This is a genomic window from Pantoea sp. Mhis (assembly GCF_009830015.1).
Genome location: NZ_SZZX01000001.1, coordinates 153432 through 178869, shown reverse-complemented (window position 1 = coordinate 178869; position 25438 = coordinate 153432). Strand labels below are relative to the sequence as shown.

General features: G+C 23.1%; 12 protein-coding genes and 3 pseudogenes. 6 read left to right on the top strand and 9 right to left on the bottom strand.

Annotation, left to right across the window (positions count from 1 at the left end):
* Positions 1-1965: 1965 nt before the first annotated feature.
* Positions 1966-3426 carry a cardiolipin synthase gene (cls, locus tag FD727_RS00685; RefSeq protein ID WP_159938247.1) on the top strand — a complete coding sequence of 487 codons (1461 nt, stop codon included), beginning with the start codon at positions 1966-1968 and terminating at the stop codon, positions 3424-3426.
* Positions 3427-3556: 130 nt separating this feature from the next.
* On the opposite strand, the pseudogene FD727_RS00680 reads toward cls, so the two are convergent.
* The 5 genes and pseudogenes from FD727_RS00680 to galU all read right to left on the bottom strand — a co-directional run bounded on the left by FD727_RS00680 (position 3557) and on the right by galU (position 6817).
* Positions 3557-4530: pseudogene (locus FD727_RS00680) on the bottom strand (NAD-dependent epimerase/dehydratase family protein).
* A gap of 15 nt (positions 4531-4545) precedes the next feature.
* On the bottom strand, positions 4546-4971 hold the full coding sequence (locus FD727_RS04130; RefSeq protein WP_370515950.1) for a UDP binding domain-containing protein: 426 nt from the start codon (positions 4969-4971) through the stop codon (positions 4546-4548).
* A gap of 123 nt (positions 4972-5094) precedes the next feature.
* Positions 5095-5388 (bottom strand): hypothetical protein, encoded by a 294-nt coding sequence (locus FD727_RS04125; protein WP_370515948.1) that lies wholly within the window; start codon positions 5386-5388, stop codon positions 5095-5097.
* A gap of 33 nt (positions 5389-5421) precedes the next feature.
* Positions 5422-5868, bottom strand: a pseudogene (locus tag FD727_RS04120) (hypothetical protein).
* A gap of 34 nt (positions 5869-5902) precedes the next feature.
* Positions 5903-6817, bottom strand: coding sequence for a UTP--glucose-1-phosphate uridylyltransferase GalU (gene galU / locus FD727_RS00670; protein WP_159938246.1), 915 nt, complete (start codon positions 6815-6817; stop codon positions 5903-5905).
* A gap of 1300 nt (positions 6818-8117) precedes the next feature.
* Here galU and gap point away from each other — a divergent pair.
* The 5 genes from gap (at position 8118) to minE (ending at position 14147) form a co-directional block, all read left to right on the top strand.
* A complete protein-coding gene (gene gap, locus FD727_RS00665) occupies positions 8118-9116 on the top strand; it encodes a type I glyceraldehyde-3-phosphate dehydrogenase (RefSeq protein ID WP_159938245.1) in 999 nt (332 codons plus the stop codon).
* 776 nt (positions 9117-9892) lie between these two features.
* Entirely contained in the window at positions 9893-11620 is a 1728-nt protein-coding gene (locus FD727_RS00660) for a potassium/proton antiporter (protein ID WP_159938244.1), read from the top strand.
* 686 nt (positions 11621-12306) lie between these two features.
* Positions 12307-13014 (top strand): septum site-determining protein MinC, encoded by a 708-nt coding sequence (gene minC / locus FD727_RS00655; RefSeq protein ID WP_159938279.1) that lies wholly within the window; start codon positions 12307-12309, stop codon positions 13012-13014.
* A 34-nt stretch (positions 13015-13048) separates the two neighbouring features.
* Positions 13049-13861 carry a septum site-determining protein MinD gene (gene minD / locus FD727_RS00650; RefSeq protein WP_159938243.1) on the top strand — a complete coding sequence of 271 codons (813 nt, stop codon included), beginning with the start codon at positions 13049-13051 and terminating at the stop codon, positions 13859-13861.
* 4 nt (positions 13862-13865) lie between these two features.
* A complete protein-coding gene (gene minE, locus FD727_RS00645) occupies positions 13866-14147 on the top strand; it encodes a cell division topological specificity factor MinE (RefSeq protein ID WP_159938242.1) in 282 nt (93 codons plus the stop codon).
* Positions 14148-14265: 118 nt separating this feature from the next.
* Here the strand turns inward: minE and tsaB are convergent, their stop codons facing one another.
* From tsaB to lpxM, 4 genes and pseudogenes are all read right to left on the bottom strand, one after another.
* Positions 14266-14967, bottom strand: coding sequence for a tRNA (adenosine(37)-N6)-threonylcarbamoyltransferase complex dimerization subunit type 1 TsaB (tsaB, locus tag FD727_RS00640; RefSeq protein WP_159938241.1), 702 nt, complete (start codon positions 14965-14967; stop codon positions 14266-14268).
* A gap of 1002 nt (positions 14968-15969) precedes the next feature.
* A pseudogene (locus FD727_RS00635) lies at positions 15970-17253 on the bottom strand (CBS domain-containing protein); the annotation flags it as partial.
* Between the two features lie 4714 nt (positions 17254-21967).
* The gene (gene zwf, locus FD727_RS00630) at positions 21968-23434 is read right to left on the bottom strand and encodes a glucose-6-phosphate dehydrogenase (RefSeq protein WP_159938239.1); all 1467 of its coding nucleotides are present in this window, start codon (positions 23432-23434) and stop codon (positions 21968-21970) included.
* A 647-nt stretch (positions 23435-24081) separates the two neighbouring features.
* Positions 24082-25035, bottom strand: a complete 954-nt coding sequence (gene lpxM, locus FD727_RS00625; RefSeq protein WP_159938238.1) for a lauroyl-Kdo(2)-lipid IV(A) myristoyltransferase — start codon at positions 25033-25035, stop codon at positions 24082-24084.
* Between the last annotated feature and the right edge of the window lie 403 nt (positions 25036-25438).

Below are 25438 nucleotides of genomic sequence, written 5' to 3'. Positions count from 1 at the left end.
TAATAATTAGATAAAAAACAACTTACTAATTAACTATATACGTATTTTCTAGTGGATTTTAAATGTATTTTATAATTTAACAGACATATTTATTGAAATTAATAATTAATTTGTACTTATTAGATACTCAAAAATCCTATAATAAAAAAGATTTCAGCAAATAAATATAATTTATTGCCTTATATTAATAAGGCTAAATAGCCTTAATTAAATATGATACTTATTGCTATAAAAATTTGAAAAATATAGTTATTAACTACTGAAAATAAAATTTTTTAATAATTAAGATATATATTAAATGATATTTAAAAAATAATTTTAAAATTTCAAGCAAATTAAAACTATATTAATAGTAAATAAATACTAATAAAATTATTCATTGTTTATAAAATATAAAAATTAATGTTAGAACAGTATTAATACTTTATCTAAAAATACTAATATTAAATTTAATTATTCTGTTATTTAAAGATATCATATAAAATAAAAAAGTAATTATAAATAAATATATATAACATCAATTAATTTAATATATTTAAATATTAAAAAGAAATTACACATACTTAAATTTATTTATTTTCTTATTAAGTAATCTTAATACATTTTTGATAAATAAATTGATAATTACCATCTATAAATTATTTTAATTAAGCAATATTTTTATTAAAAAATAAAAATAATTTACCTCAAGATAAAATAAATATTTTAATATAATTAAATGTAAAGTAATGTTATGTATTTACTAATGCATATATTCTTATTATTTACTAAAGTTTATATTGTAATTTTAATAAATGAAGCATTGTAATTTAATTAATTAATAAATGATATAAATATAATAATCTAGTTCTAATATATAGATGTTTATATTATTTATTTCATTTAAATAAATTTGTAGTTATTATACGAAAATATATTAAAAAGTATCTATATAAAATAATTATTATGAATGTAACGTTCGTAAATTATTAATAGAACAATCGAATTAATAAATATTAATACTAATTAAAAAGTTATGTTTAGATATAACTTATCTATTTATGTTTATTAAGTAATATATATTTTTTAAATAAAGTTGTTATTATATTGATCTCTTAATATTTACACATTTAATATATATTAATCATATAATTAAATCATCATAAATATGATTAATATATTTAGTTATATAAATATAGCTAATATTTAGTATTTTAAATTAAAATATTCATATAAATAAAAATTTATTCTCTTCTTTAAGATATTAAATCTTTCTTTGTATATATATAGACATTATATTGTATTATATAATTTAAGTACTATTGATATAGTGATAAATATTATTTTTTCTAAAATTTTACCTGAATTTTTAATGTTTTTCATATGAAATGAATTAATTTACTTGATAGATATCATTAAAATAATGAATTATATAGCGATATATAGTTAAATAATTCAAATATTTATAGAGCCTTATGAAGGCTATTTAATCTAACTTTATTTAAAAGTATTTATTATATAAATATATGCTATTAAATAATATGTTACATATATAATGTAGTAATTTTATTAAGATAATTAATTTTATTTATTGAACTTAAGACTTATCAAAAATAAAATATATATGATTTGAAATTATTATAAATCTAATAAATTGTCTTATTATGACAAAATATTCATTTGATTCATTGAAATTATATATAATTTTAGTAGGTATATTCACTTAATAAAATTATTCACATACAAATAATAATGTTAAAAATAATTTTATACTCTATATTTTATATTTTTAGTACAATAAAATATTATAGATATTATAACAATATTCTATTCTTATTAAAAAGAACTAGAATTCATGAAAATATTTGTTTTTACTAAATAATATTTTATATAATTAATATAGGTATGATTAAAGTACTACTAAAGAATAGTAGATTATATAATATTATATATTTTCATACTAAATATTAATGGGATTTTTATTTAATGACCACATTTTATAAATGTATCAATTGGATATTACTTCTTGGATATTGGTTACTAATTGCAATTATCACATTAAGGATTTTAATAAAACGAAGAGCAGTTAATTCTGCAATGGCTTGGTTACTTATAATTTATATTCTTCCTTTATTAGGAATAATTGCCTATTTGTCATTTGGTGAATTATATTTAGGTAAGCGCCGTGTCGAACGTGCACGTAATATGTGGCCATATACCAATAAATGGTTAAAAAATTTTAACCAATATAATCAAATTTATACTACAAAACATAGTAATGTTGCACAATCTTTATTTGATTTATGTAGATATCGACAAGGTATACCAGGTGTAAAAGGAAATCAATTACAGCTAATTACAGATACTAATAGTGTTATTCGTACATTAATTAATGATATTCAATTAGCACGTCATAATATAGAAATGTTATTTTATATATGGCAACCAGGAGGATTAGCAGATGAAGTAGCAGAATCTTTAATGACAGCAGCACGTAAAGGTGTACATTGTCGTTTAATGCTTGATTCTGCAGGTAGTATTACTTTTTTTCGCAGTCCTTGGGTTGATAAAATGCGTCGTGCTGGTATTCATATAGTTGAAGCTTTACAAGTAAATTTATTACGTATGTTTTTTCGACGTATGGATTTACGTCAACATCGTAAAGTAGTAATTATAGATAATTGTATTGCTTATACAGGAAGCATGAATTTAATTGATCCTCGATTTTTTAAAAAAAATGTAGGAATTGGTCAATGGATTGATTTAATGGTACGTATGAAAGGACCAGTTGCAACAACAATTGGTACTATTTATGCTTGTGATTGGGAACTTGAAACAGGACAACGGATTTTACCTGCACCTCTAGATAATAATATTATTAACCTTAAACAAGAAAATAATCATACCATTCAAGTTATAGCTTCAGGTCCAGGATTTTCAGAAGAAATCATACATTCAGCTTTACTCACTGCTATTTACTCTGCGCGAGAACAGTTGATCATGACTACACCTTATTTTGTACCTAGTGATGATTTGTTGTACGCTATTTGTATAGCCGCTCAACGCGGTGTTGAAGTTAATATTATTTTACCACTTTATAATGATTCTATATTAGTAGATTGGGCTAGTCGTGCTTTTTTTAGTGAATTATTAGAAGCCGGTGTAAAAATTTATCAATTTGAAAATGGATTATTACATACCAAAAGTGTATTGGTAGATAAACAACTTAGTTTAGTAGGTACTGTAAATCTTGATATGCGTAGTTTATGGCTTAATTTTGAAATTACATTAGTTGTTGATGGTAGTGATTTTGGTAATGAACTAGCGTGCATACAAAATAACTACATTTCTAACTCACGTCTACTTGATATTACTTATTGGGAGAATCGTGCTTGGTGGAAGCGCGTTATTGAACGTTTATCTTATTTTTTTAGTCCTTTTTTATAAAAAAAGAGAAAATATTTTTTTATAAAAAGCATAGAGTTTAAATGAAATTTTTAAATCATTATTAATGAATTATTGTAATCTTTGTTATTTTATATTACTTATAATAATACATACGATACCAATCAACAAATTATTGTACTCCAAAATCAATAGATTTATGTGAATAAAAATGAATAGTTTTATATAAATTTTTTATATCTGCACAAGTTTCTTATATATCCCCAGATTGTAAAGGTAGCATGTTTTTGTTTGCTTTAATTCCGAATGCTTTTTCTAAAGCTTTAATATAAGTCATCAAACTAACTGAATGACCATTACCTATATTATATATCCGATAATACATAGAATTATTTACTGCTAATTCACTTTCTGCTGATATCTATTGTTGGTTATATTTAGGTATCATATCTTTTAAACGCATTATTACTTCAATAATATCATCTATGTAGATGAAATCTCGTTTCATTTAACCATTGTTATAAACATCGATTTTTTTACCTTCTAAAATATTTTTAGTGAATTTAAATGAAGCCATATCTGGTCGACCCCATGGTCCATAGACTGTAAAAAACGTAATCCAGTAGTAGGTAATTGATATGAATGAAAATACGCATGTGCCATTAATTCATTAGTTTTTTTTATGGCTGCATAAAATGAAATAGGATGATTTATTGAATCATTTACTGAAAAAGGTATTTTTTTTATCTAGACCATATACTGAGCTAGAAGAAGCATAAAAAAATGGCAAACTTTATGAATTCTACATGCTTCAAGAATATTAAAATAATCAATTAAATTAATATGAGCATACGAATATGGATTATTAATTGAATAACGAATACCTGTTTGTGCACCTAAATGAATAACACGTTCAAATTAATATTTTAAGAATACATTTAAAATAGCTTATTTATCCAGCAATTCTAATTTTATAAAAATAAAATTAGAATTTTGCAAAATTTCGTCTAATCTATCTTTCTTTAAATTAACTGAATAATAATTATTTAAGTTATCTATGCCTACAACATGATGACCATCAGCAAGTAAGGGTTTGCTTACATGAAATCCAATAAAACCTGCAATTCCTGTAACTAAAAAATTCATATCATTTCTCTCTTGTTATCTAGCATGAATCGATATTCCTCGACCGATAGCATAATAAACAAAACCATATTCATTCATTTTTTTTGGATCATATAAATTACGACCATCAAAAATTACAGGTTGTTTTAATATATTTTTAATAGTTTTAAAATTTGGAGTATGAAAATTTTGCCATTCAGTACAAATTACTAGACCATCTGCATGGATTAATGTTTCTTCTTTTGTATTCATGAACTTTAAATTATTATGATTACCGTAAATACGTTCAGCTTCTTTCATTGCTTTAGAATTAAATGCTTGAATTTTTACACCTTCTTTACATAAAGATTCTATAAGCACGCCGCTAGATGCTTCACACATATCATTGGTATTAGGTTTAAAAGATAATCTCCATACAGCAAATGTCTTATTATATAGATTGTTGCCAAAATAATGCTTTATAAAGTGAATAAGTTTTTTTTGAAAATTATTAATATTTTCTACTGCTTGTAACAGATGAGATTTATAATCAATTAATTTTCCAATATTAATTAATGATTTGATATCTTTTGGTAAACAAGAACCTCAATAACCACATCCAGGATAAATAAAATCATAACCAATACGTGAATCTGCACCAATTCCTCGGCTTACTTGTTCAATATCCACGCTTAGATATTCTGCTAAATTTGCAAGTTCATTCATTAAACTGATTTTAATAGCTAACATGCAATTAGCAGCATATTTAGTGAATTCAGCACTACGAATATCCCTTAAAATCATACCCTCATGATTTCTATTGAAAGGCTCATATAATTCACATATTGATTTTAGAACTTCACTGTTACCTATACCAATGATTATACGTTCAGGACGCATAAAATCGTTTAATGCTGTTCCCTCTTTTAAAAACTATGGATTTGAAACTATATCAAATAATACATTTATATAACGTTTTTTTGAAATTTTAATCATTAATTCACGAATATTATACGCAGTACCTACTGGTACTGTTGATTTATTGATAATTATTTTATAATCATTCATATATTGAGTAATAGTACAAGTAACTGTATTAACATATTATAAATTAGAAGAACCATCATCATTTGATGGAGTACTTACAGTTATACATTGTATTGAACTATGGTTTACTCCTTCTTCAGCATCCATGCTAAATTTAAGTCGACTATTTTTATAATTCGATATTATCAATGATAATAAACCCGGTTCAAAAAATGAAAGGATACTTTTTTTAAATTTTCAATTTGTTTTGTCAATATCAATGCAAAGTACATTATGACCAATTTCCGTTAATACGGTAGCTTGAACTAAACCAACATGACCTAGACCAAATATAGTAACTTTTATTTAATTATCCTATAATTTATAATTAATCTTTATTATTGTTGATAATACTATAATTAAGCCATTGATAAAAATCTGTTCCTAATATCGGATGATGAATTCCATATTCAACAAATGCTTTCATATAACCTATTTTATTACCACAATCATGGCTTATGCCTTTTAAATAATAAGCTTCAACTATTACTTTTTGCATCATCATTGCAATAGAATCAGTTAGTTGAATTTCTCCATTATTGCCTGGACATGTTTGTGCTAAAAAGGACCAAATATCTGAAGATAAAACGTAGCGTCCTACTACTGCTAAATTAGATGGTGCTTCAGAAGCTTTTGGTTTTTCAATTATACCAAACATTGGTGTACTTTCGCCTGGTTTTAAATTCATACTTTGACAATCAATAATACCGTATTCTGTTACATCGACTACTGGTTTTACCATTATTTGACTATATCCATTTTCCTTATAACGGAATATCATTTCTGCTAAATTGTCTTTTGTTAAATCAGAAGTATACTCATCAATAATAACATCAGGTAAAATAACCGCTACAGGATCATTACCAACAAGTGGATGAGCGCACATTACAGCATGTCCTAAACCTTTGGCAATTCCTTGACGCACTTGCATTATGGTGACATGTGCCGGACAAATAGATTGAATTTCATCTAGTAATTGGCGTTTTACACGTTTTTCTAACATAGCTTCTAGCTCAAAACTAGTATCAAAATGATTCTCTATAGAATTTTTCGAAGAATGCATAACTAATATAATTTCATTAATACCAGCAGCAATACATTCATTTACAACGTATTGAATTAATGGTTTATCAACTAAAGGTAACATTTCTTTTGGAATTGCTTTAGTTGCAGGAAGCATGCGTGTACCTAACCCAGCAACCGGTATTATAGCTTTTTTTAATTTTGATTTATGAGTAGACATTAATTACCTCTTTTTTAATAGATAATTTAAATTACTCCTTAACATTCCATATTAAAGTAAATATACCGCTCGGTATTAAACAAAGCTTTTATATAGAGGTATCTGTGTTTATTGGTATGCTATTAGAATGTAACTATGTTTTTAGTCTATTAAAAACATAAGTCAAATGAACTGAAATATAATTTTCAATATTTTAAAAAAACTTATAGTGTTTTTAACTATACTCTTGTTATAAAGATTATAAAATCTTATTATTTAATCTTAATTAAATTTGTTAATAAAACTTAATATATTGATTATTTTTAAATAAATATGTAAGATGCTTAATAAGCAATAAATTTTAACTGTTACGTTAATAACGTAAGTAGATAAACAATTTTAATATTTTTATTAAATAAGTTAGTAACTATATATGATTCAATTTTAAAGATATTTATTCTCTTTTTTATTTTTTATAATGTAAATATATATTAATAATTCTACTTTTAAAATTAGATAGTAAATTTATTTACTTCAAGATATTTATCTTAATAAGTAAACGATATTAAACGTTTTTAAGCAAAAATATTAAATACACATGTATTTAATATTTAAAATTTTTAAACATAAATCATATATTTAAAATTAAATCTTATATTTAAGTTAAGTAACTTTAAAGTTTATTTAAGTAAAATATCAATATAATTATTTAATATATATATATATTAAAATTTATTTTAAAAAATGGTTTTTAATTTATTTAAAATAAATTTTATTACTATAATGTTTTAAGATTATAATTAAATTAATATTTAAGTGAATGGTAAAATTAATATATTAAATATATATATATATGTTTAAGAATAGACACAATTTTCTTGTCAATTTTATATGTTATTATTATATTTATAAAAAATAAATATAATAATAACATAAAGTCATTTATTTAAATACTTTACTTAAAAGATAATTATAATTAAATTTATATGTTGATATAACATAGTTAATTATTGTTTGTTAGTATTAAAATTAAGTATAGTAGTTATTATATTTAATAAATTTTAATTATTTCTTTTGATATATATAAATAAATAATACATAATAAATATTATTAACTTATTAAATTAAAAAAATTATTATTTTAAGTATCTCTTAAAAAATGAACTATAATTTAAGTAAATTCTTATAACTATAATGTATAAATTATATAAGTACTAAGATCAAATTATTAACATATTCGAATTATATAAAATGTTTAAATTTATATTTAACATAAGTATATAATTTAATGATTAATATCAATTATTATAAATGGTATTGTATGACTATTAAAATAGGTATTAACGGTTTTGGCCGTATTGGACGAATGATTTTTCGAGCAGCACAGCAGCGTTCTAATGTGCAAATAGTTGCAATTAATGATTTATTGAGTCCTGATTATATGGCATATATGTTGAAATATGATTCAAACCATGGTCGTTTTAACGGAAGAATAGAATCAGCAGATGGTATCTTAGTTGTGAATGGTCAAAATATACGCATTACTTCAGAAAAAGAACCAATCAAAATAAAATGGGAAGATGCAGAAGTTGATATTGTTGCTGAAGCAACAGGTATGTTTCTTACTGATAAAACAGCTCGCGGACATATCACTGCTGGAGCTAAAAAAGTAGTTATAACAGCTCCTTCTCAAGATAACACACCAATGTTTGTTCGTGGTGCTAATTTTGATAAATATATAGGTCAAGATATTGTATCTAATGCTTCTTGTACTACTAACTGTTTAGCTCCTTTAGCCAAAGTTATCAATGACAAGTTCGGTATTATCGAAGGACTAATGACTACTATACATGCCGCTACTGCAACTCAAAAAACCGTAGATGGTATATCTCAAAAAGATTGGCGAGGAGGACGTAGTGTATTTCAAAATATCATTCCTTCCTCTACAGGGGCAGCTAAAGCTGTTGGTAAAGTGTTGCCAGAATTAACTAATAAATTAACAGGAATGGCATTTCGTATTCCAATCTCAAATGTATCTGTTGTAGATTTAACCATACATTTAGAAAAATCAGCTTCTTATAAAGAAATTTGTGAAGAAATTAAATATTCATCTCAAAATGAAATGAAAGATGTAATTGGATATATTGACGAAAATGTTGTTTCTACTGATTTTAATGGTGAAACTTTAACTTCAGTATTTGATTCTCATGCAGGTATTGCGTTAAATGAAAATTTTGTTAAATTAGTTTCGTGGTATGATAATGAAACTGGTTATTCACATAAAGTGTTAGATTTAATTGAGTTTATTGCTGATCGATAAATTACATTATATCACATTAAAGATTGTTTAATGTTTAACTCAATAACGTTGAATTTATGAAATATCTGTTAAAATTTATACATATAGTATATGTAATTTAATTTATGTTTAAAACAATATGAGTTTTCTATGAAAAACTTTAAATTTTATTTATGATAAATAAATCATTAACTCAATAATAATAATAAAATTTAAAATAATATTAATTTTTTTCAGTAAATGTTTTTTAAAACTTTTAATTTAAATATATAAATTAAAAGTTATTTATATCAATGATAAAAACTTTAAACTTATATTCATAAAGTACATATATAACAAATATGTTTAATATTTATTATATTATAAGTAGCTTTTTTATAAACATATCAATTTTATTAACAAGATTTTATTTTAAAAGATTGTTTTATGATAACAATTATCAAATTTTAAATTTAAATATATTTATATGTATAAATATATTTATTAACTAGTAATGGATATTTAAAAAATATATATATTATTTCCATTAAATATTTTATATAAAAATATTTATATGTAATAACATATAAAATATCAAATTTAAAATTTTTGCTAATGACCGAATTTTTTAATGTTGATATTTTAATAGTTTGGAATAAACTCAAATATACCAAGTATATCTGAATATTTAGATCACATAATTCAAGCTTATATTTATATATGTATTTAATTATTATTAAACTATTAAAATCACATATTTTTTATTAATATTTGATTAATTTTTAAAAATTTTATGTGACTGTAATAGGAGAATATCATTGAATGTCAGCTTGATTTATAGTTTGTTAATTATGGGTTCTACATTAGTTGCAGCAAGTATTTTGCTGAGTTCTTTATCCTCGCGTCTTGGCATTCCAATTTTAGTTATTTTCCTCGCATTAGGTATGTTAATAGGTATTGATGGTATTGGTGGTATTGCTTTCGATAATTATCCTATAGCTTATTTAGTTTCAAATCTTGCTCTAGCTATAATTTTACTCGATGGAGGAATACGCACTAAAGCTAGTTCTTTTAAAGTAGCATTAGGACCAGCATTATCAATGGCTACTATCGGTGTATTAATTACTGCAGGTTTAACAGGAATAATAGCCTCTTGGATATTTAAAATTGATTTAATTCAAGGTTTTTTAATCGGAGCTATTATTGGTTCAACCGATGCAGCAGCTGTATTTTCTTTATTAGGCAATAAAGGATTAAATGAACGCGTAAGTTCAACATTAGAGATTGAATCAGGCAGTAATGATCCAACTGCTGTTTTTTTAACTATTACTTTAATAGATATGATTCAAAAAGGAAAAACAAAATTAAGTTGGATATTTATCGAACATTTATTACAACAATTTGGTCTCGGCATTATTTTAGGATTAAGTGGTGGTTGGGCATTACAGCAATTAATTAATCGAATTAATTTAGCACAAGGTTTATATCCTTTATTAGCTTTAAGCGGTGGAATTATTATTTTTGCTTTAACAACGATAATGGAAGGTAGTGGTATTTTAGCAGTATATCTCTGTGGTTTTTTATTAGGCAATAGTCCTATTAGGAACCGATATGGAATTTTGCAGACTTTTGATGGAATGGCTTGGTTAAGTCAAATTGGAATGTTTATTGTTTTAGGATTATTAATAAATCCATCAGAATTATGGTATATTGCTGTTCCAGCGATGATCTTATCTTTATGGTTAATTTTAATAGCAAGGCCTATATCAATTATTATAAGTTTATTACCATTCAAAAGTTTTACTAATCGTGAACGAATCTTTATAAGTTGGGTAGGTTTGCGTGGTGCAGTACCTATTATTCTTGCTGTATTCCCAATGATGGCAGGATTAGAAAATGCTAAACTCTATTTTAATATTGCTTTTTTTGTAGTACTGGTATCCTTGATGTTGCAAGGAATGTCGCTCAGTTATGCAGCACAAAAAGCTAAAGTTATAGTACCTCCTACAGCTTCACCAATTAGTAGAGTTGGATTAGATATCCATCCAGAAAATCCATGGGAACAATTTATATATCAATTAAATGCCGATAAATGGTGTATTGATGCTGCGCTACGTGATCTACAAATGCCCAAAGAAACACGTATTGCTGCATTATTTCGAGAAAATACCTTAATACATACGAATAGTCATACTCGATTAAAAGAAGGTGATGTTTTATGTGTTATCGGACGAGAACGAGATTTACCAGCTTTGGGTAAAATGTTTAGTCAATCTCCATCAATATCACTAGATCAAAGTTTTTTTGGTGATTTTATTCTTGATGCAAATACTTGTTTACGTGATGTTGCACAAATTTATGGCCTTGAATTGGATAAAAATACTGATGATCAACAGTCATTAAATCAATTGATGATAAGTGTATTAGGAAATAATCCAGTAGTAGGTGATCAAGTAGAATTAAATCAACTTATTTGGACAATTGCCGAAAAAGAAAATAATCAAATTATGAAAATTGGCGTACGTATCGTTAATAATACCGAATGATTTAAACAATGAATAATAACAAACTTATACAATAATATATGTATTATTATAATTAAATTAATAAAAGAAAACCATAAATGTTTAATTCAAATTAAATGAGTATTAAGATTTATATCTGGATTTAAATATTAATTTATATATAATTATATGTAACTATATAAATTACAATGGGTTATATATGTATATAAGTTATAGTTTACAATGATATAAATCATTTACCAAGATATGAATTATTTATTTGATATAATAATAAAATATTAACGAATAATCTACATTAAATAATAAATAGTAAACTTATTATTCTAATAAATTATTTATAATAGATAATATTTATTAATTGAATAAACATAAAATATCCTTAATTCTATAAAGAATGTGTATTAGCATTAATATTTTATTAATACTTAAATGCTGATAATATCATTATTAATTGTGACATGTTAAAATGATTCAAAATTTTCTTAGAAACTTTTGAATCATTTTGATTTTAATCACAAGATAAATTTAATTACGTTTACACCTCTTCTATAAAAAATAAAAAAATATATTTTGATCCTAAAATAATTAATGATTTAATGATTTATTAATATTGATAACTATAATATGTTAATAGAATTTTATATTCAACGTTTGATGTTAATAAATATTAATTAAAAGATCATAAATATAGGAATAAGATGGGAAAGATACCGCAATCTCCAATTGAATTCAAAGGGAGTAATTTTACACTATCAGTTATTTATTTAAACCATCCGCAACCTGAAGTAATACGTCAGGCACTACAGGATAAGATCAATCAAGCCCCAGAATTTTTACATCATGCACCTGTTATCATCAACATATCTAGATTACAACAAAATATTAATTGGAAACAAATACAAACAGCTGTTAATGCAACAGGTTTGCGTATTATTGGTGTTAGCGGTTGTAAAAATGAATTTTTAAAAAAAATAATTAGTTGTATGGGATTACCAGTATTATCTGAAGGAAAAGAAATAAATAAATGGGAAAATATTAATATAGAAATTACAAAAAAAAATAAAATTCCCTTTACTAAAAATAACAATAAAACTGTTATCTTTAATGAGCTTGTGCGTTCAGGGCAACAAATTTACGCTCGCAATACCGATCTAGTAGTTACTAATAATGTTAGTGCTGGTGCGGAATTAGTAGCTGATGGTAATATTCATATTTACGGAATCATGAAAGGACGTGCATTAGCTGGAGCTACCGGAGATATAAAATCTCAGATCTTTTGTACAAATCTTTTTGCTGCTTTGTTATCTATTGCTGGTAAATATTGGATTATGGATCAAATTCCAGAAGAATTTCTTGGTAAAGCGGCATGTTTATACCTAAAAAAAGGTATGCTTAACATACAAGCGCTTAATTAGTAAACTTTTCTTTTTATTAAGGAAATTAATTTTTATGTCACGTATTATTGTAGTAACATCAGGTAAAGGAGGTGTTGGTAAGACCACATCAAGCGCAGCTATAGCTACAGGACTAGCACAAAATAATAAAAGGACTGCAGTAATCGATTTCGATATTGGATTAAGAAATCTTGATTTAGTAATGGGTTGCGAACGTCGTGTTGTATACGATTTTATAAATGTCATTCAAGGTGATGCTACATTAAATCAAGCACTTATCCGAGATAAACATACTGAACAACTTTACATTCTTCCTGCATCACAAACTCGTAATAAAGACGCTTTAACTCGCAAAGGAGTTGAAAAAGTAATTCAAGAACTGGAAGAAAATGATTTTGATTTTATCATTTGCGATTCACCAGCAGGCATTGAAGCTGGTGCGTTAATGGCATTATATTTCGCTGATGAAGCAATTATTATAACTAATCCAGAAGTTTCTTCAGTACATGATTCTGACCGTATTTTAGGGATTATTTCATCTAAATCTTATCGGGCAGAAAATGGTAAAACACCAATCAAAGAATATTTATTACTAACTCGTTATAATCCTAATCGCGTCACTCGTGGAGATATGTTAAGCATGGAAGATGTATTAGGAATTTTACGTATTCCATTATTGGGTGTTATTCCAGAAGATCAATCTGTGTTACGTTCATCAAATCAAGGCGAACCTGTTATTCTCGATACTAATTCTGATGCTGGTAAAGCATATTTTGATACTGTAGAACGTCTGCTTGGAAAAGAACTTCCATTCCGTTTTATAGAGGAAGAAAAAAAAGGCTTTATTAAAAGATTGTTTGGAGGTTAATTTTATGGCATTACTAAAATTTTTTTTATCTCATAAAAAAAACACAGCTAATATTGCAAAAGAAAGGCTCCAAATTATTGTAGCTGAACATAGAAAAGCAAGAAATGAACCTCATTATTTACCTCAACTTAAACGTGATATTCTTAAAGTAATTTGTAAATACGTAAAAATTAATCCAGAAATGGTAACAGTTCAACTTGAACACAAACAAGATAATATTTCAATATTAGAATTAAATATTGCTTTATTAGAAGTAAAAGATCTTTCAAACAGCAATATGATATAATTTATCACTTTAATATATTAAATAATATATTTTATTGTATATTACATTTAATCAAATGTTTACTAAAAGTAATTTAATTATAAATTAATCATAAATACAACTAATTTATAAATGTTAGTTAACGTCCGGGTAATTTTTTCCACTCTATATCCTTATGTAAATAAGTCAAATCCGCATAATCTACTTGCGTAATGTTATTATTTTGCCATGAATCAGAAGCTAGCGATAACATGTCTTCGGCAACTGAATTTAATACATTACTATTCAAAAATTGAACATTGGATGGTATTAATAAACTAGGATATGCTTGCCAAGCAGAACCAGCAATAGCCCATCTTCCGTATAAAGTAGCAATACGTTTTAGTGCTATCTCTAAAGAAATTAAACTTTCTGTTTCTATACCTAACCATTTTCCTGTTTTATCATCTCGTCTATATTCAGCCCAATAAATTTCTCCTATACGTGCATCTATAGCTACTAAAATTTGCGTAATTCCAGTTTGACACCAAGCTTTTTGTGCTATAATAAGCAATGATGAAATGCCCGTCATTGGTAAATTTGCACCAAAAGCAAGCCCTTGCGCAATACAGAATCCAAATCTTATTCCATTAAAACTACCTGGACCACGATTATACGCTATTAAATCTAAACAACTTAATTTTATTTTTTGTTCATATAATAAATCTTGTATTAATGCTAAAACACTACGTTTATGACTACATGACATTATCTTAAATCTAATACTAATATGTGTATTATTAAGTAATGCTACAGAACAACTATCCATTGTTGTATTTAATGCTAGAATTCTAATAGACATAATAATCTCATAATGATTATTTAGTTAAAAGATATACTTATTAAGTAATCAAGTGCTGTTCTAATTAATAATTAGATAATCAAGTAAATCAAATTTAAATATTTTTTAAAATAATAGCTACTACATAATTTATAAATAATATTTAGTATCGATAATACAACCTATCAGAGGTAACATAAATTTAATATAACAATATAATTTATTACATTTATTAATTATATAATCTTAAAATTAAGTAATTATTTATTAAATTAAATATTTTTTTAAAATTTACATATTATAAATTAATATAAATCTATTAAATCATTATTTTAAATAATGATTTAATAGAAGAATTTAATTTTTAAAATATCTTATTAAAGATAATCATTAAGATATAAGATATTCATGTAATAACCTTATCTCTTAGAGAGATACTTATATAAATATAAAATCCTCTATAAAATGAAGGTATTAATTTAATTAATTAATATATAATAATTTATGTATAAATTTAACCATTAAGATAAATAATCTTAATTAGAGAATAATAAATATAATTATTTATGTATATCTACATTAATTTTTTCTTTAAAACAAATAGATGTTATATAAAAAGACAATTACAAGAATACATATATAATAAAATATTTTGTAAATATCTTTACTAAATAATTAAATTAGAACATCTTATTTAATTAAGATGCTTATATTGTGTCATAAAGATCATCTAGGCTTAAATGATTCTATAATTTATCAGTTTCAAAAAAGAAAATACTAAATATTTAATAAATTAACTTTGATTTTAATAACTTAATTAATTTTAAGATCTAAACGATCATATTTTACAAGTTTATTAATCTATATTAATTAATACATTATAAAATGATTAACTATTAATGTTAGTTATATAAAAATATAATTTATTATCATATGATTTATTTAAAATTTTACTTTAACTGTAAATGTATTTTTCTAAAAAAGTTACAAAAATTTTTATTAATCCACTTATTAAATCTATGTAGTATTGTTAATATGATCAAATTTACCAATAATTGCTTTTAATACATCTGATGGACTAATTAATCCTCTTATTAAACCAACATCGTTATTTACAATAATTAAATTCACTTTAGCATTACGTAATATGCTAAGTAACATGATTGAATCTAGAGTTTCTGGTACCATAACAGCAGGTGATTTAGCTGCGAATTGCATTATATTAAAGCCATCTTCTACTGCAATCAATAGATTTTTAGCTTGTACTACACCTATTATATTATCTAAGGTATCACAACATACAGGCAAAAAATTATAAGATGTATTTAATAATTGTATTTTGATTTCGTCGACTGATTTTGAAGCATTAATCCAAACTATATTATCACGCGGAGTCATAATGCTATTAATTGAAAGTTGTGATAATGTAACTACACCATTAATTATATCTCTTTCATCATGTTTAAATGTTTCTTTTGGAAACATTTTGATTAACATTGAATCTTTAGTACTTATTGAATGATTACGTTGACATCCATCCATTAATCGTAAAATCACCTCAGCAGTACGTTCACGCATTGGACGTCTGGCCTGCTGACGAAGAAAATTACGTCGAGCAATTTGATTAAATAATTCAATAATAATTGAGAAACCAATAGAAGCATAAAGATATCCTTTTGGAACATTAAAACCCAAACCTTCTGCTATTAGAGATAAACCAATCATTAATAAAAAACTTAAACACAACACTACTACTGTTGGATGTGAATTAATAAATTGTGTTAATGAATTAGAAGCTAATAGCATAATGCTCATAGCTATTACTACTGCAGCTATCATAATGGGTAGTTGGTTCACCATACCTACAGCAGTAATTATTGCATCTAGTGAAAAGATAGCATCTAATACTATAATTTGTATTACCACTAACCAAAAATTAGAACAATTTTTATTTCTATGATGTTCAATATCGTGATTTTCTAAACGTTCATGTAATTCAGTAATAGCTTTAAATAATAAAAATATACCACCAATTAAAAGAATTAAGTCTCTCCCAGAACAGCTGAAATTTCCTACCTTAAATAAAGGTTGTCTAAGTGTTACTATCCAAGACATTAATGATAATAAACCTACACGCATAACTAAAGCAAACGATAGTCCAATTAAACGTGCTTTATATTGTTGTTTTGCTATTAATTTATCTGTAATAATTGCAATAAAAACTAAATTATCAATACCTAGAATTATCTCCAACACAATTAATGTAAAGAATCCAGCCCAAATTGGGGGATAAAAAAGTAATTCCATCAATGACTCCTTAAAGAAATCATGGACGAACAAAAATCGATATACATTATTGTATAATGAAACCATGAATTTTGAACTGATAGGAATATATCTAAGAGCATTAGAGCATTAAAAAATATATTAGGTAACATTAGAATAGATTAGAAACTAACACTATAGATTTCACACAGATTAAAAGAGATCCCATTTTACTATATTGGTAAAATTTCATATAAAATCTATAGATAAATTAAATAGGTAAAATAATTTTTTAATTTTTATAAAAATTAAAATAATCTCAAATATATATTGAATATTATTTTTTCTTAAAAATGTTAAACATAAATACTTTATATTTTGATTATAAAAAATTCATTAAACTTACATTATTTAACTACAAATTATTGAATATATTTATTAATTTGTTATGTTTTAATAAAAATATTAGAACAAAATAAAAATGGAATTTTATTTTTAATATGTTATAAAATCTTCTTCGTAAGAAGAAACTTATAAATAACTTTTAGTATTGTAGATAAATACATATTTAATTTACAATGTAATAAGTTGAAATAATTAAGATAATTTAAGAAAAATAAATGAATATTATATAGATAAACTTTTTATTTATTAAATTGAATTTATCTACAAATTGATATCAATTTTTAATTGATACTTAGAGAAGTATTTTATTAAATTGGCTTTAATGATATCGTAATCAATGATTTAAATCATGAAGTTATCAACTATGTCAATATTCAATGTTATTATAATTTTAATTATTCTAAATACTTATTAAGTATTCAACAAGTGTATTTAAATACAGTTTCAAATTTTTTATATTTTATATATATTAAATAAAAAGATATATTTTTAATTGTAACTAAACATATTTAAATCATTTTTGTACATCAGTATTTTTGATACTAAATTATCTCAATAAGTAGCTTTAATTAAAGCAAAGAAATTGTATAGCAAATATTTATTATTTTGGTGAGTAATTAATCAATCAATTATATATGAAAACTATTCATTTAGCTAGCTTATACACAAATAACTTTTAATAAAATTAATATTAATAAATTTTGATATTTTATATTTTTATAAAATATTAATATTTTGTTATGATAATTAACATAACGGTATAATTAAATGCTATTAATATTCGATGTGTATGACATTAATAATTTCATTAATTAAATTATTAAGTAGTTTGATTATTAATATCAAGTAAATTTATATAATTTAGTTAGTAAATTTTATGAGTATTTTAAAAACCTTTTAAAAAAATAATTATTTTACATTCTATTAATTTAACTCAATTAGTATAAGTATACATTTTATAAAAAATATAAATTTTATAGTAATAATGCTTATGTATATATCAAACATTAATTTTAAAAAATCTTTCATAGATTAAAATTAATTATTTATTTGTATATATTATATAATATTTATTATTAATTACATTAAAGCTACAGCTAATATATATTTATTTGCAAGATAAATAAGTTTATATATTTATATTTATATTTTATTTTATTAAATCTTTTATGATTTTAAAAATCAATGTATGTCTAAATTAATGAAAATATTACAAATGTCATTTATGAGAAAATTATTAGTACTTAATATAACATAAATAGTTAGTTAAGGTATTTTTCTAGCATTTTGCTTAAATAAGTAGATTGTACTGTTAGATAGTCAATGCTCGATTTAACTATTTAAATAATTAATAATCTTATCACTCATAATCCATCATATATTGATATTAATAATGAAATTTATATGGTATCAAATTAGAATTTGATAGATAAAAATATAATTTTAATTACTTATATATAATTCAGATATATTTATTTAGAAATATTTTTAGAATAAATATAAACTTACTTATTTGACTGCATATATTTAATTGTTTTGTATTTAATTTATTTATATCATTGCAAATATTTATTATTTAATATATAAAATTATCTAATTTTTATAGAAGAACAATTTAATTTTTTGTGATTTTTAAAAAATCTCACATGTGATATGCATAGATTATGAAAATTTAATACATTGTAGTATTATTGATTTTAATCCATCGGATTTTTTATAGTTATTTTATAGATATTATCTAATTATAATGCACTATCCTTAAATTTTCTCCAATTTTTATATTACATACATTATTAATTGTTAATTTATCTGATATTATAATTTAAATTTGTATACTCATACCATTAATATGTGTTTTATATAAAATACTATATTATCTATATAATAAATAAGGTCACTGGCATAGAATATATAATCATAAATGTGATTCATTTAAGAGTATTATTCTTTACTTTCTAAGTATAAATTAATTTATTAACTCTTATTCACCGAGTACTATTTCAGATAGTAGTCTTAAAGATCTTAAAAGCTAAATTATTAAGCGTATTTATCTAAATTACTAATAACACATTAAAGTATAGTGATATTTTTATATCTCATATGAACAGCTAATCCTTTTAAAATAAAAAGACAAGAGAGCAAAATATAGTCGCTAAGTATATATTTATTAATATAACTTAAATTAATTATTATATTCTTAACCTCTTATTTATGAAACACTGTTAATATTTTTATATTATTTATTAATACAATATAGGAAATAAAACATTTAAAACATCAAATTTTTCTTGAGCACATAATATACTGTAATCTTACGTTATAATAATCAATACTTAATTTTCATTTATCGAACTTATATTAAATATTTTGCTATAATTATCTATTTGTAAAATTTTAAGAAATAGTCTAAGATCTTGTAGATCTTTAAGGTTTTATATAAAAAAACTCGAACGCAATACAACAATATTTTCTAATAGTTAACTAACTAATAATTATTAATAATATATTCAATTATATTATTAATAATTTGTTATTATTCTTCAGTAATATGTGACATCCTCTAATAAGTTTTGTATAATTAAATAATTCTGTATTTTTTTTGCTATAAGTAATTATTAGATGATTAAATTTTATGAGATTACTTATGATAATAATCAACTCAAATATATTATAATCTAAAAATACATTAATCTATGAACATCTAACATTTAGTTAATATATAACAATACTAATATTACCTTTGCTTATTAATATTAGTTTCTATTATTTACATTTAATTTTTATAACTCCATACAAAATGTATTTTCATGCATAATCTTATATTATTTTTGATGAAATTTTTCATACAATATCTTAAATAATTTATAACAGTTAGTGCAAATTTTATAATTTTCATTCTTAAAGAATGTTAAAAATTTTAAAAAACAAATTACATTAATCAGTTAATTAGTTAATTAGTAATATAATTTTCTTTCATATTTATGAAGACATCACTCTATAAGTATATTGTATATATAGTTTACTAAATTTAATTAGCATATATAATATGTATATAAAATCTTTGTTTAATTTAAATATTAATAGTAAATATAAGCACATAATGAAATTATATTTTTACTAATTGGCAAAATTTTAGGATTCTCATTTAAGAAAATAATTTTTAGGATAAAGTAAATAATCTATATGAAAATTATATGATTTAAATATAAATATGATAATTATAAACATCGAAAAATTTTGTATGACAAATACATATCTTATATTTAATAACAAATAACATTTTCTTAATTAAACTACTAATAATTTATGTAAATATAAATAATTTTTATGTTAAATATATTGGTCAGCATTTTATTAAAATTAATTATCTTTAATATAAATAAAAATAATTCAATCTTAAATATATTTTTGTTATTTAAAATTATGTATATTTACATGAATTTTAAATAAATGCTTTATTATTTTATAATTTTTATATTTATTCATATAGGTTAACTATTATTTAAATACAAAAGATTTATATTAATATACAATATATATATTATATATTACAAAATGTATTTACATTAGATTTTGATTAGATATATCTATAAATAAAATTTTTCTTATTTATTAATATAAATAAACTTAATATCAATCCTAATAATTATAAAAAATCTTAGATAATAATAGTTATTAAATTATTTAATAAATAACTTAGAATTTTTTCTATAAAAATAAAAACAGTAATGAATTATTATTATTATTTTATATTTTAGATTGAATAATAAATATTCATATAATAAGAAGTTTGACTACTTATATTTTGCACATCAAAAATAAGTAGTTCATTAATAAAATCGTAATATATATATTAATTTTATCGTATATTGGATGAATAGATATTATTTAATAGTAGAGTTTATCTCTATATACTTTAGTTTAATTCAAACATATATTTAAATTAAATACATTAATTTAAATATATGTTTATTTATATACATCATATGAATATGTATTAGTATTTTGTTACTAACAAAATACAATAAACATCAAAACACAAAATTTTACTTTATTATTAAATTTAGAAAAATCTAATTATTAGATACTAATTTAGCAACTAATGCTATAGTGTTATTGAACAATAATAGACTTAAATAGTCATTAATATAAAATTAATTCAAGTTAAATAATTACAATAAATACGTAAATTATCTTAATAGAATTTAAAATTCTGTTATAAATTTTTAATGAGATTTAATTATTACACTAATATATTTAAATAAAATATCTACATTTTTAAAAATACACTATTATACTACAAATATTAGATTATAATGTAAAGTAGATATTATATATAGATCTATATCTATTAGTGCCATATACGATCATCTTGAGTAATCATCAACACAGATTCAATAGGACCCCAAGTTCCAGCTGGATATGGAAATGGAATGTTTGATTCCATATTCCATGCTTTAATAATTGAATCGATCCATAGCCAAGCTGCTTCTACTTCATCATATCGTACAAAAAGTGCTTGGATACCACGCATATTTTCCAATAATAATCGTTCATAAGCATCAGCTAGATGTGAATGATTAAAAATTTTTGAATAAGTTAAATCTAATTTAGTAGTTTGCAATTTATGCTTATGGTCAAGACCAGGTACTTTGTTTAAAATTTCAATATCCACTCCTTCATCTGGCTGTAGACGAATAGTTAATTTATTATGTGGTAATTTACTATAAGAATCCTTAAATAAGTTTATTACAGGTTTTTTAAAATAAACTACTACTTCAGAACATTTTATAGGTAATCGTTTTCCAGTACGAATATAAAATGGTACACCCATCCAACGCCAATTATCAATGTCAACTCGTATAGCTACAAAAGTTTCCGTAATACTTTGTTTATTTGCATTTATTTCTTCTAAATATCCTCTTACTTTTTTACCATCTATAAAACCAGCAGTATATTGGCCACGTACTGTTTTTTCTTTTACATTAGTTTCATCTATAATACGCAATGACCGTAATACTTTCAATTTTTCATCACGTATTGCATCAGCACTTAAATCAGATGGAGGAGACATAGCTATGATGCTAAGAATCTGTAATAAATGGTTTTGAACCATGTCACGCATCTGTCCAGCTTGATCAAAATAACCCCAACGACCTTCGATACCTACTTGTTCAGCTACAGTAATTTGAACATGATCAATAGTACGATGATCCCAGTTATTCACAAATATTGAATTTGCAAAACGCAATGCTAAAAGATTCAATACGGTTTCTTTTCCAAGATAATGATCGATACGAAATACTTGGCTCTCTTCAAAAAATTTTCCAACACTATTATTTATTTCTCGTGAAGTCTGTAATGAATTACCAAGTGGTTTTTCCATAACTACACGTGCTGGTTTAGCATTAAGTTTAGCAGCTCCTAATCCTTCACAAATTTTTCCAAAAGTATTAGGGGGCATTGCAAAATAATTAATAGTAACATGATTTTTCTGATCAAGCATTTTACTTAATTTAAAAAAATGCGACGTATAATTAACATCAAGGTTACAAAAATTAAGACGACAAGCAAGCCTATTCCATAATATTTCATTGATATGTTCTTGCATAAATTTTTCTAATCCTTCACGTACTATTTTGATATAGGTTTGTTTATCCCATTCTGCACGTCCTACACCTATTATACGCGTATCTTTATGAAGTTGAGCTGCTTTTTCTAACTGATATAAAGAAGGTAATAATTTACGTTGTGCAAGATCACCTTTTGCGCCGAATATTACTAGATCGCAGGCTTGCGATACTTGTATTGCACTCATTTCTTTCTCCTTGTAATGTAATATATCTACTATAAAACTTTTAACAAAGAAAAATATTCATTGCATTAATTTTATAATTATATATTAATATAATTTAAAATAAATCTTGATAATATCAATATATTAATATTATCAAGATTAAACATAAATTATTTTTTAATTTTAGATATAGTATTGATTTTCTATTTAAAATAACTAGATTTATATGCTTAATTTTGCATAAAAATACTATTTTTATGGTAGTTTTATAAACTATTTTTTTAAAAAAAAGAGTTTATATATAGAATACTATAGTGATAAATATCTAAATATATAATTAATATTAATTAATTATACTATATATAAGTAATGGCAGATAATTAAATAATAGTTATTATTAACTGATAAATGTAAAATTAAACTATTTTAAAAAGATAAAATTAATCAAATAATCTATTTAAAAGTTTGTAGGTTAAAATATAAATAAATATTATTGTTATATTCTAAATTTACTATCTTTTAATAAGAATTATCCTAAGCATCAATAACACTTTTCTAAGAATATAAACTGTTAATTATCAATCATATATTTAACTTATTAAGTTAATATTTAATTATTGTTAAATAACCAATTAATCATTTCATATTACTATAAAATGAATCAAACTTTAATATCTATAAGGTTCAATATCTCCTTGTTTACGTGTTTTAAGTAGTTTTAAAATCCACGTATATTGTTCCAAATGAGGACGTACAAATATTTCTACTTCTTCATTTATACGACGTGCTAAAGATTTAGAATCAGCACTTAAAAGATTTTTCATTGGAGGACGAACGTAAATTTCCAAACGATGAATAGTACTATTATATACTGCGAAAAGTGGTACTATACGTGCTCTACATACTTTCATTAAACGACCTATTATAGGTAAAGTAGCTTTATATGTAGCAAAAAAATCTACAAATTCACTATGTTCAAATCCATGATCTTGATCAGCAAGATAATAACCATAATATCCTTGACGAACAGAATTAATAAAAGGTTTTATTCCATCGTTACGAGCATGCATTCGACCACCAAACCGGCGTCTTACACTATTCCATATATAATCCATTAATTTATCACTTTGATGATGAAACATTGCAGCTATCATTTTCCCTTCAGATGCCAATAACATAGCTGGAATATCCATACTCCAACCATGAGGTACAAGAAAAATAACATTTTCTTTTTCAGATTGAAGTTCATCAATAATTTCACGACCATACCAATCTACACGTTGACGTACGTATACTGGATTTCTTATACCTAATTCCACCATCATTACAATTACTTGTGAAGCAGTTGCAAACATACTATCAACTATTTTTTGATACTGTAATGCATTTAATTCTGGGAAGCAATAATATAGATTGATTAATGCTCGATGTCGTGCAGACTTTGCAAGTCTACCAATAAATTTTCCTAACTTCCCTAAAATTGGATCCCGTATTTTAATAGGTAACATAGCCATACTTGCTAATATAGCTAAAACCATCCAATTAATCCAATATTTAGGTTTTAAAAAAGAAAGTTGAAATACAGGAATAAACTCAATCTTATCTTGTTTTTTAGTATTCATCTTTTCCTTGGTGATCATTATCATTACGTTGTATTTTGTTCTTTTACGTATTATATATTAATAAATAAAGTTTATTTTTAATAACTTACAATGATTGAAAATCAAAAAAATAGATAAATTATATTAATTAACTATCTATAAATACATTGATTTTTATATTTTCCGCTTTTTTTATTTAAGATTTCAACAAATAACGTATTATTTTAATAAATATCAAAAAATAATATTTATTTGAATTAACTTAATTTTAATAAATTACAAATCACTTTATATAGTTTAGTTTATATATGTATTCAACACTAAATAATAAAATTATATGATGAACTAAACATTCAAACTATAATAAAATATTTTAATAATAATACATTCTGATATATTAGATGTTATCTATATTAATAATATA

Excerpts from the sequence above, each read along its gene's own strand:
- cls (WP_159938247.1), top strand. The coding sequence starts at position 1,966 with ATGACCACATTTTATAAATGTATCAATTGGATATTACTTCTTGGATAT.
- gap (WP_159938245.1), top strand. The coding sequence starts at position 8,118 with ATGACTATTAAAATAGGTATTAACGGTTTTGGCCGTATTGGACGAATG.
- lpxM (WP_159938238.1), bottom strand. The coding sequence starts at position 25,035 with ATGAATACTAAAAAACAAGATAAGATTGAGTTTATTCCTGTATTTCAA.
- FD727_RS04125 (WP_370515948.1), bottom strand. The coding sequence starts at position 5,388 with ATGCGTCCTGAACGTATAATCATTGGTATAGGTAACAGTGAAGTTCTA.
- zwf (WP_159938239.1), bottom strand. The coding sequence starts at position 23,434 with ATGAGTGCAATACAAGTATCGCAAGCCTGCGATCTAGTAATATTCGGC.
- galU (WP_159938246.1), bottom strand. The coding sequence starts at position 6,817 with ATGTCTACTCATAAATCAAAATTAAAAAAAGCTATAATACCGGTTGCT.
- minE (WP_159938242.1), top strand. The coding sequence starts at position 13,866 with ATGGCATTACTAAAATTTTTTTTATCTCATAAAAAAAACACAGCTAAT.
- minD (WP_159938243.1), top strand. The coding sequence starts at position 13,049 with ATGTCACGTATTATTGTAGTAACATCAGGTAAAGGAGGTGTTGGTAAG.
- tsaB (WP_159938241.1), bottom strand. The coding sequence starts at position 14,967 with ATGTCTATTAGAATTCTAGCATTAAATACAACAATGGATAGTTGTTCT.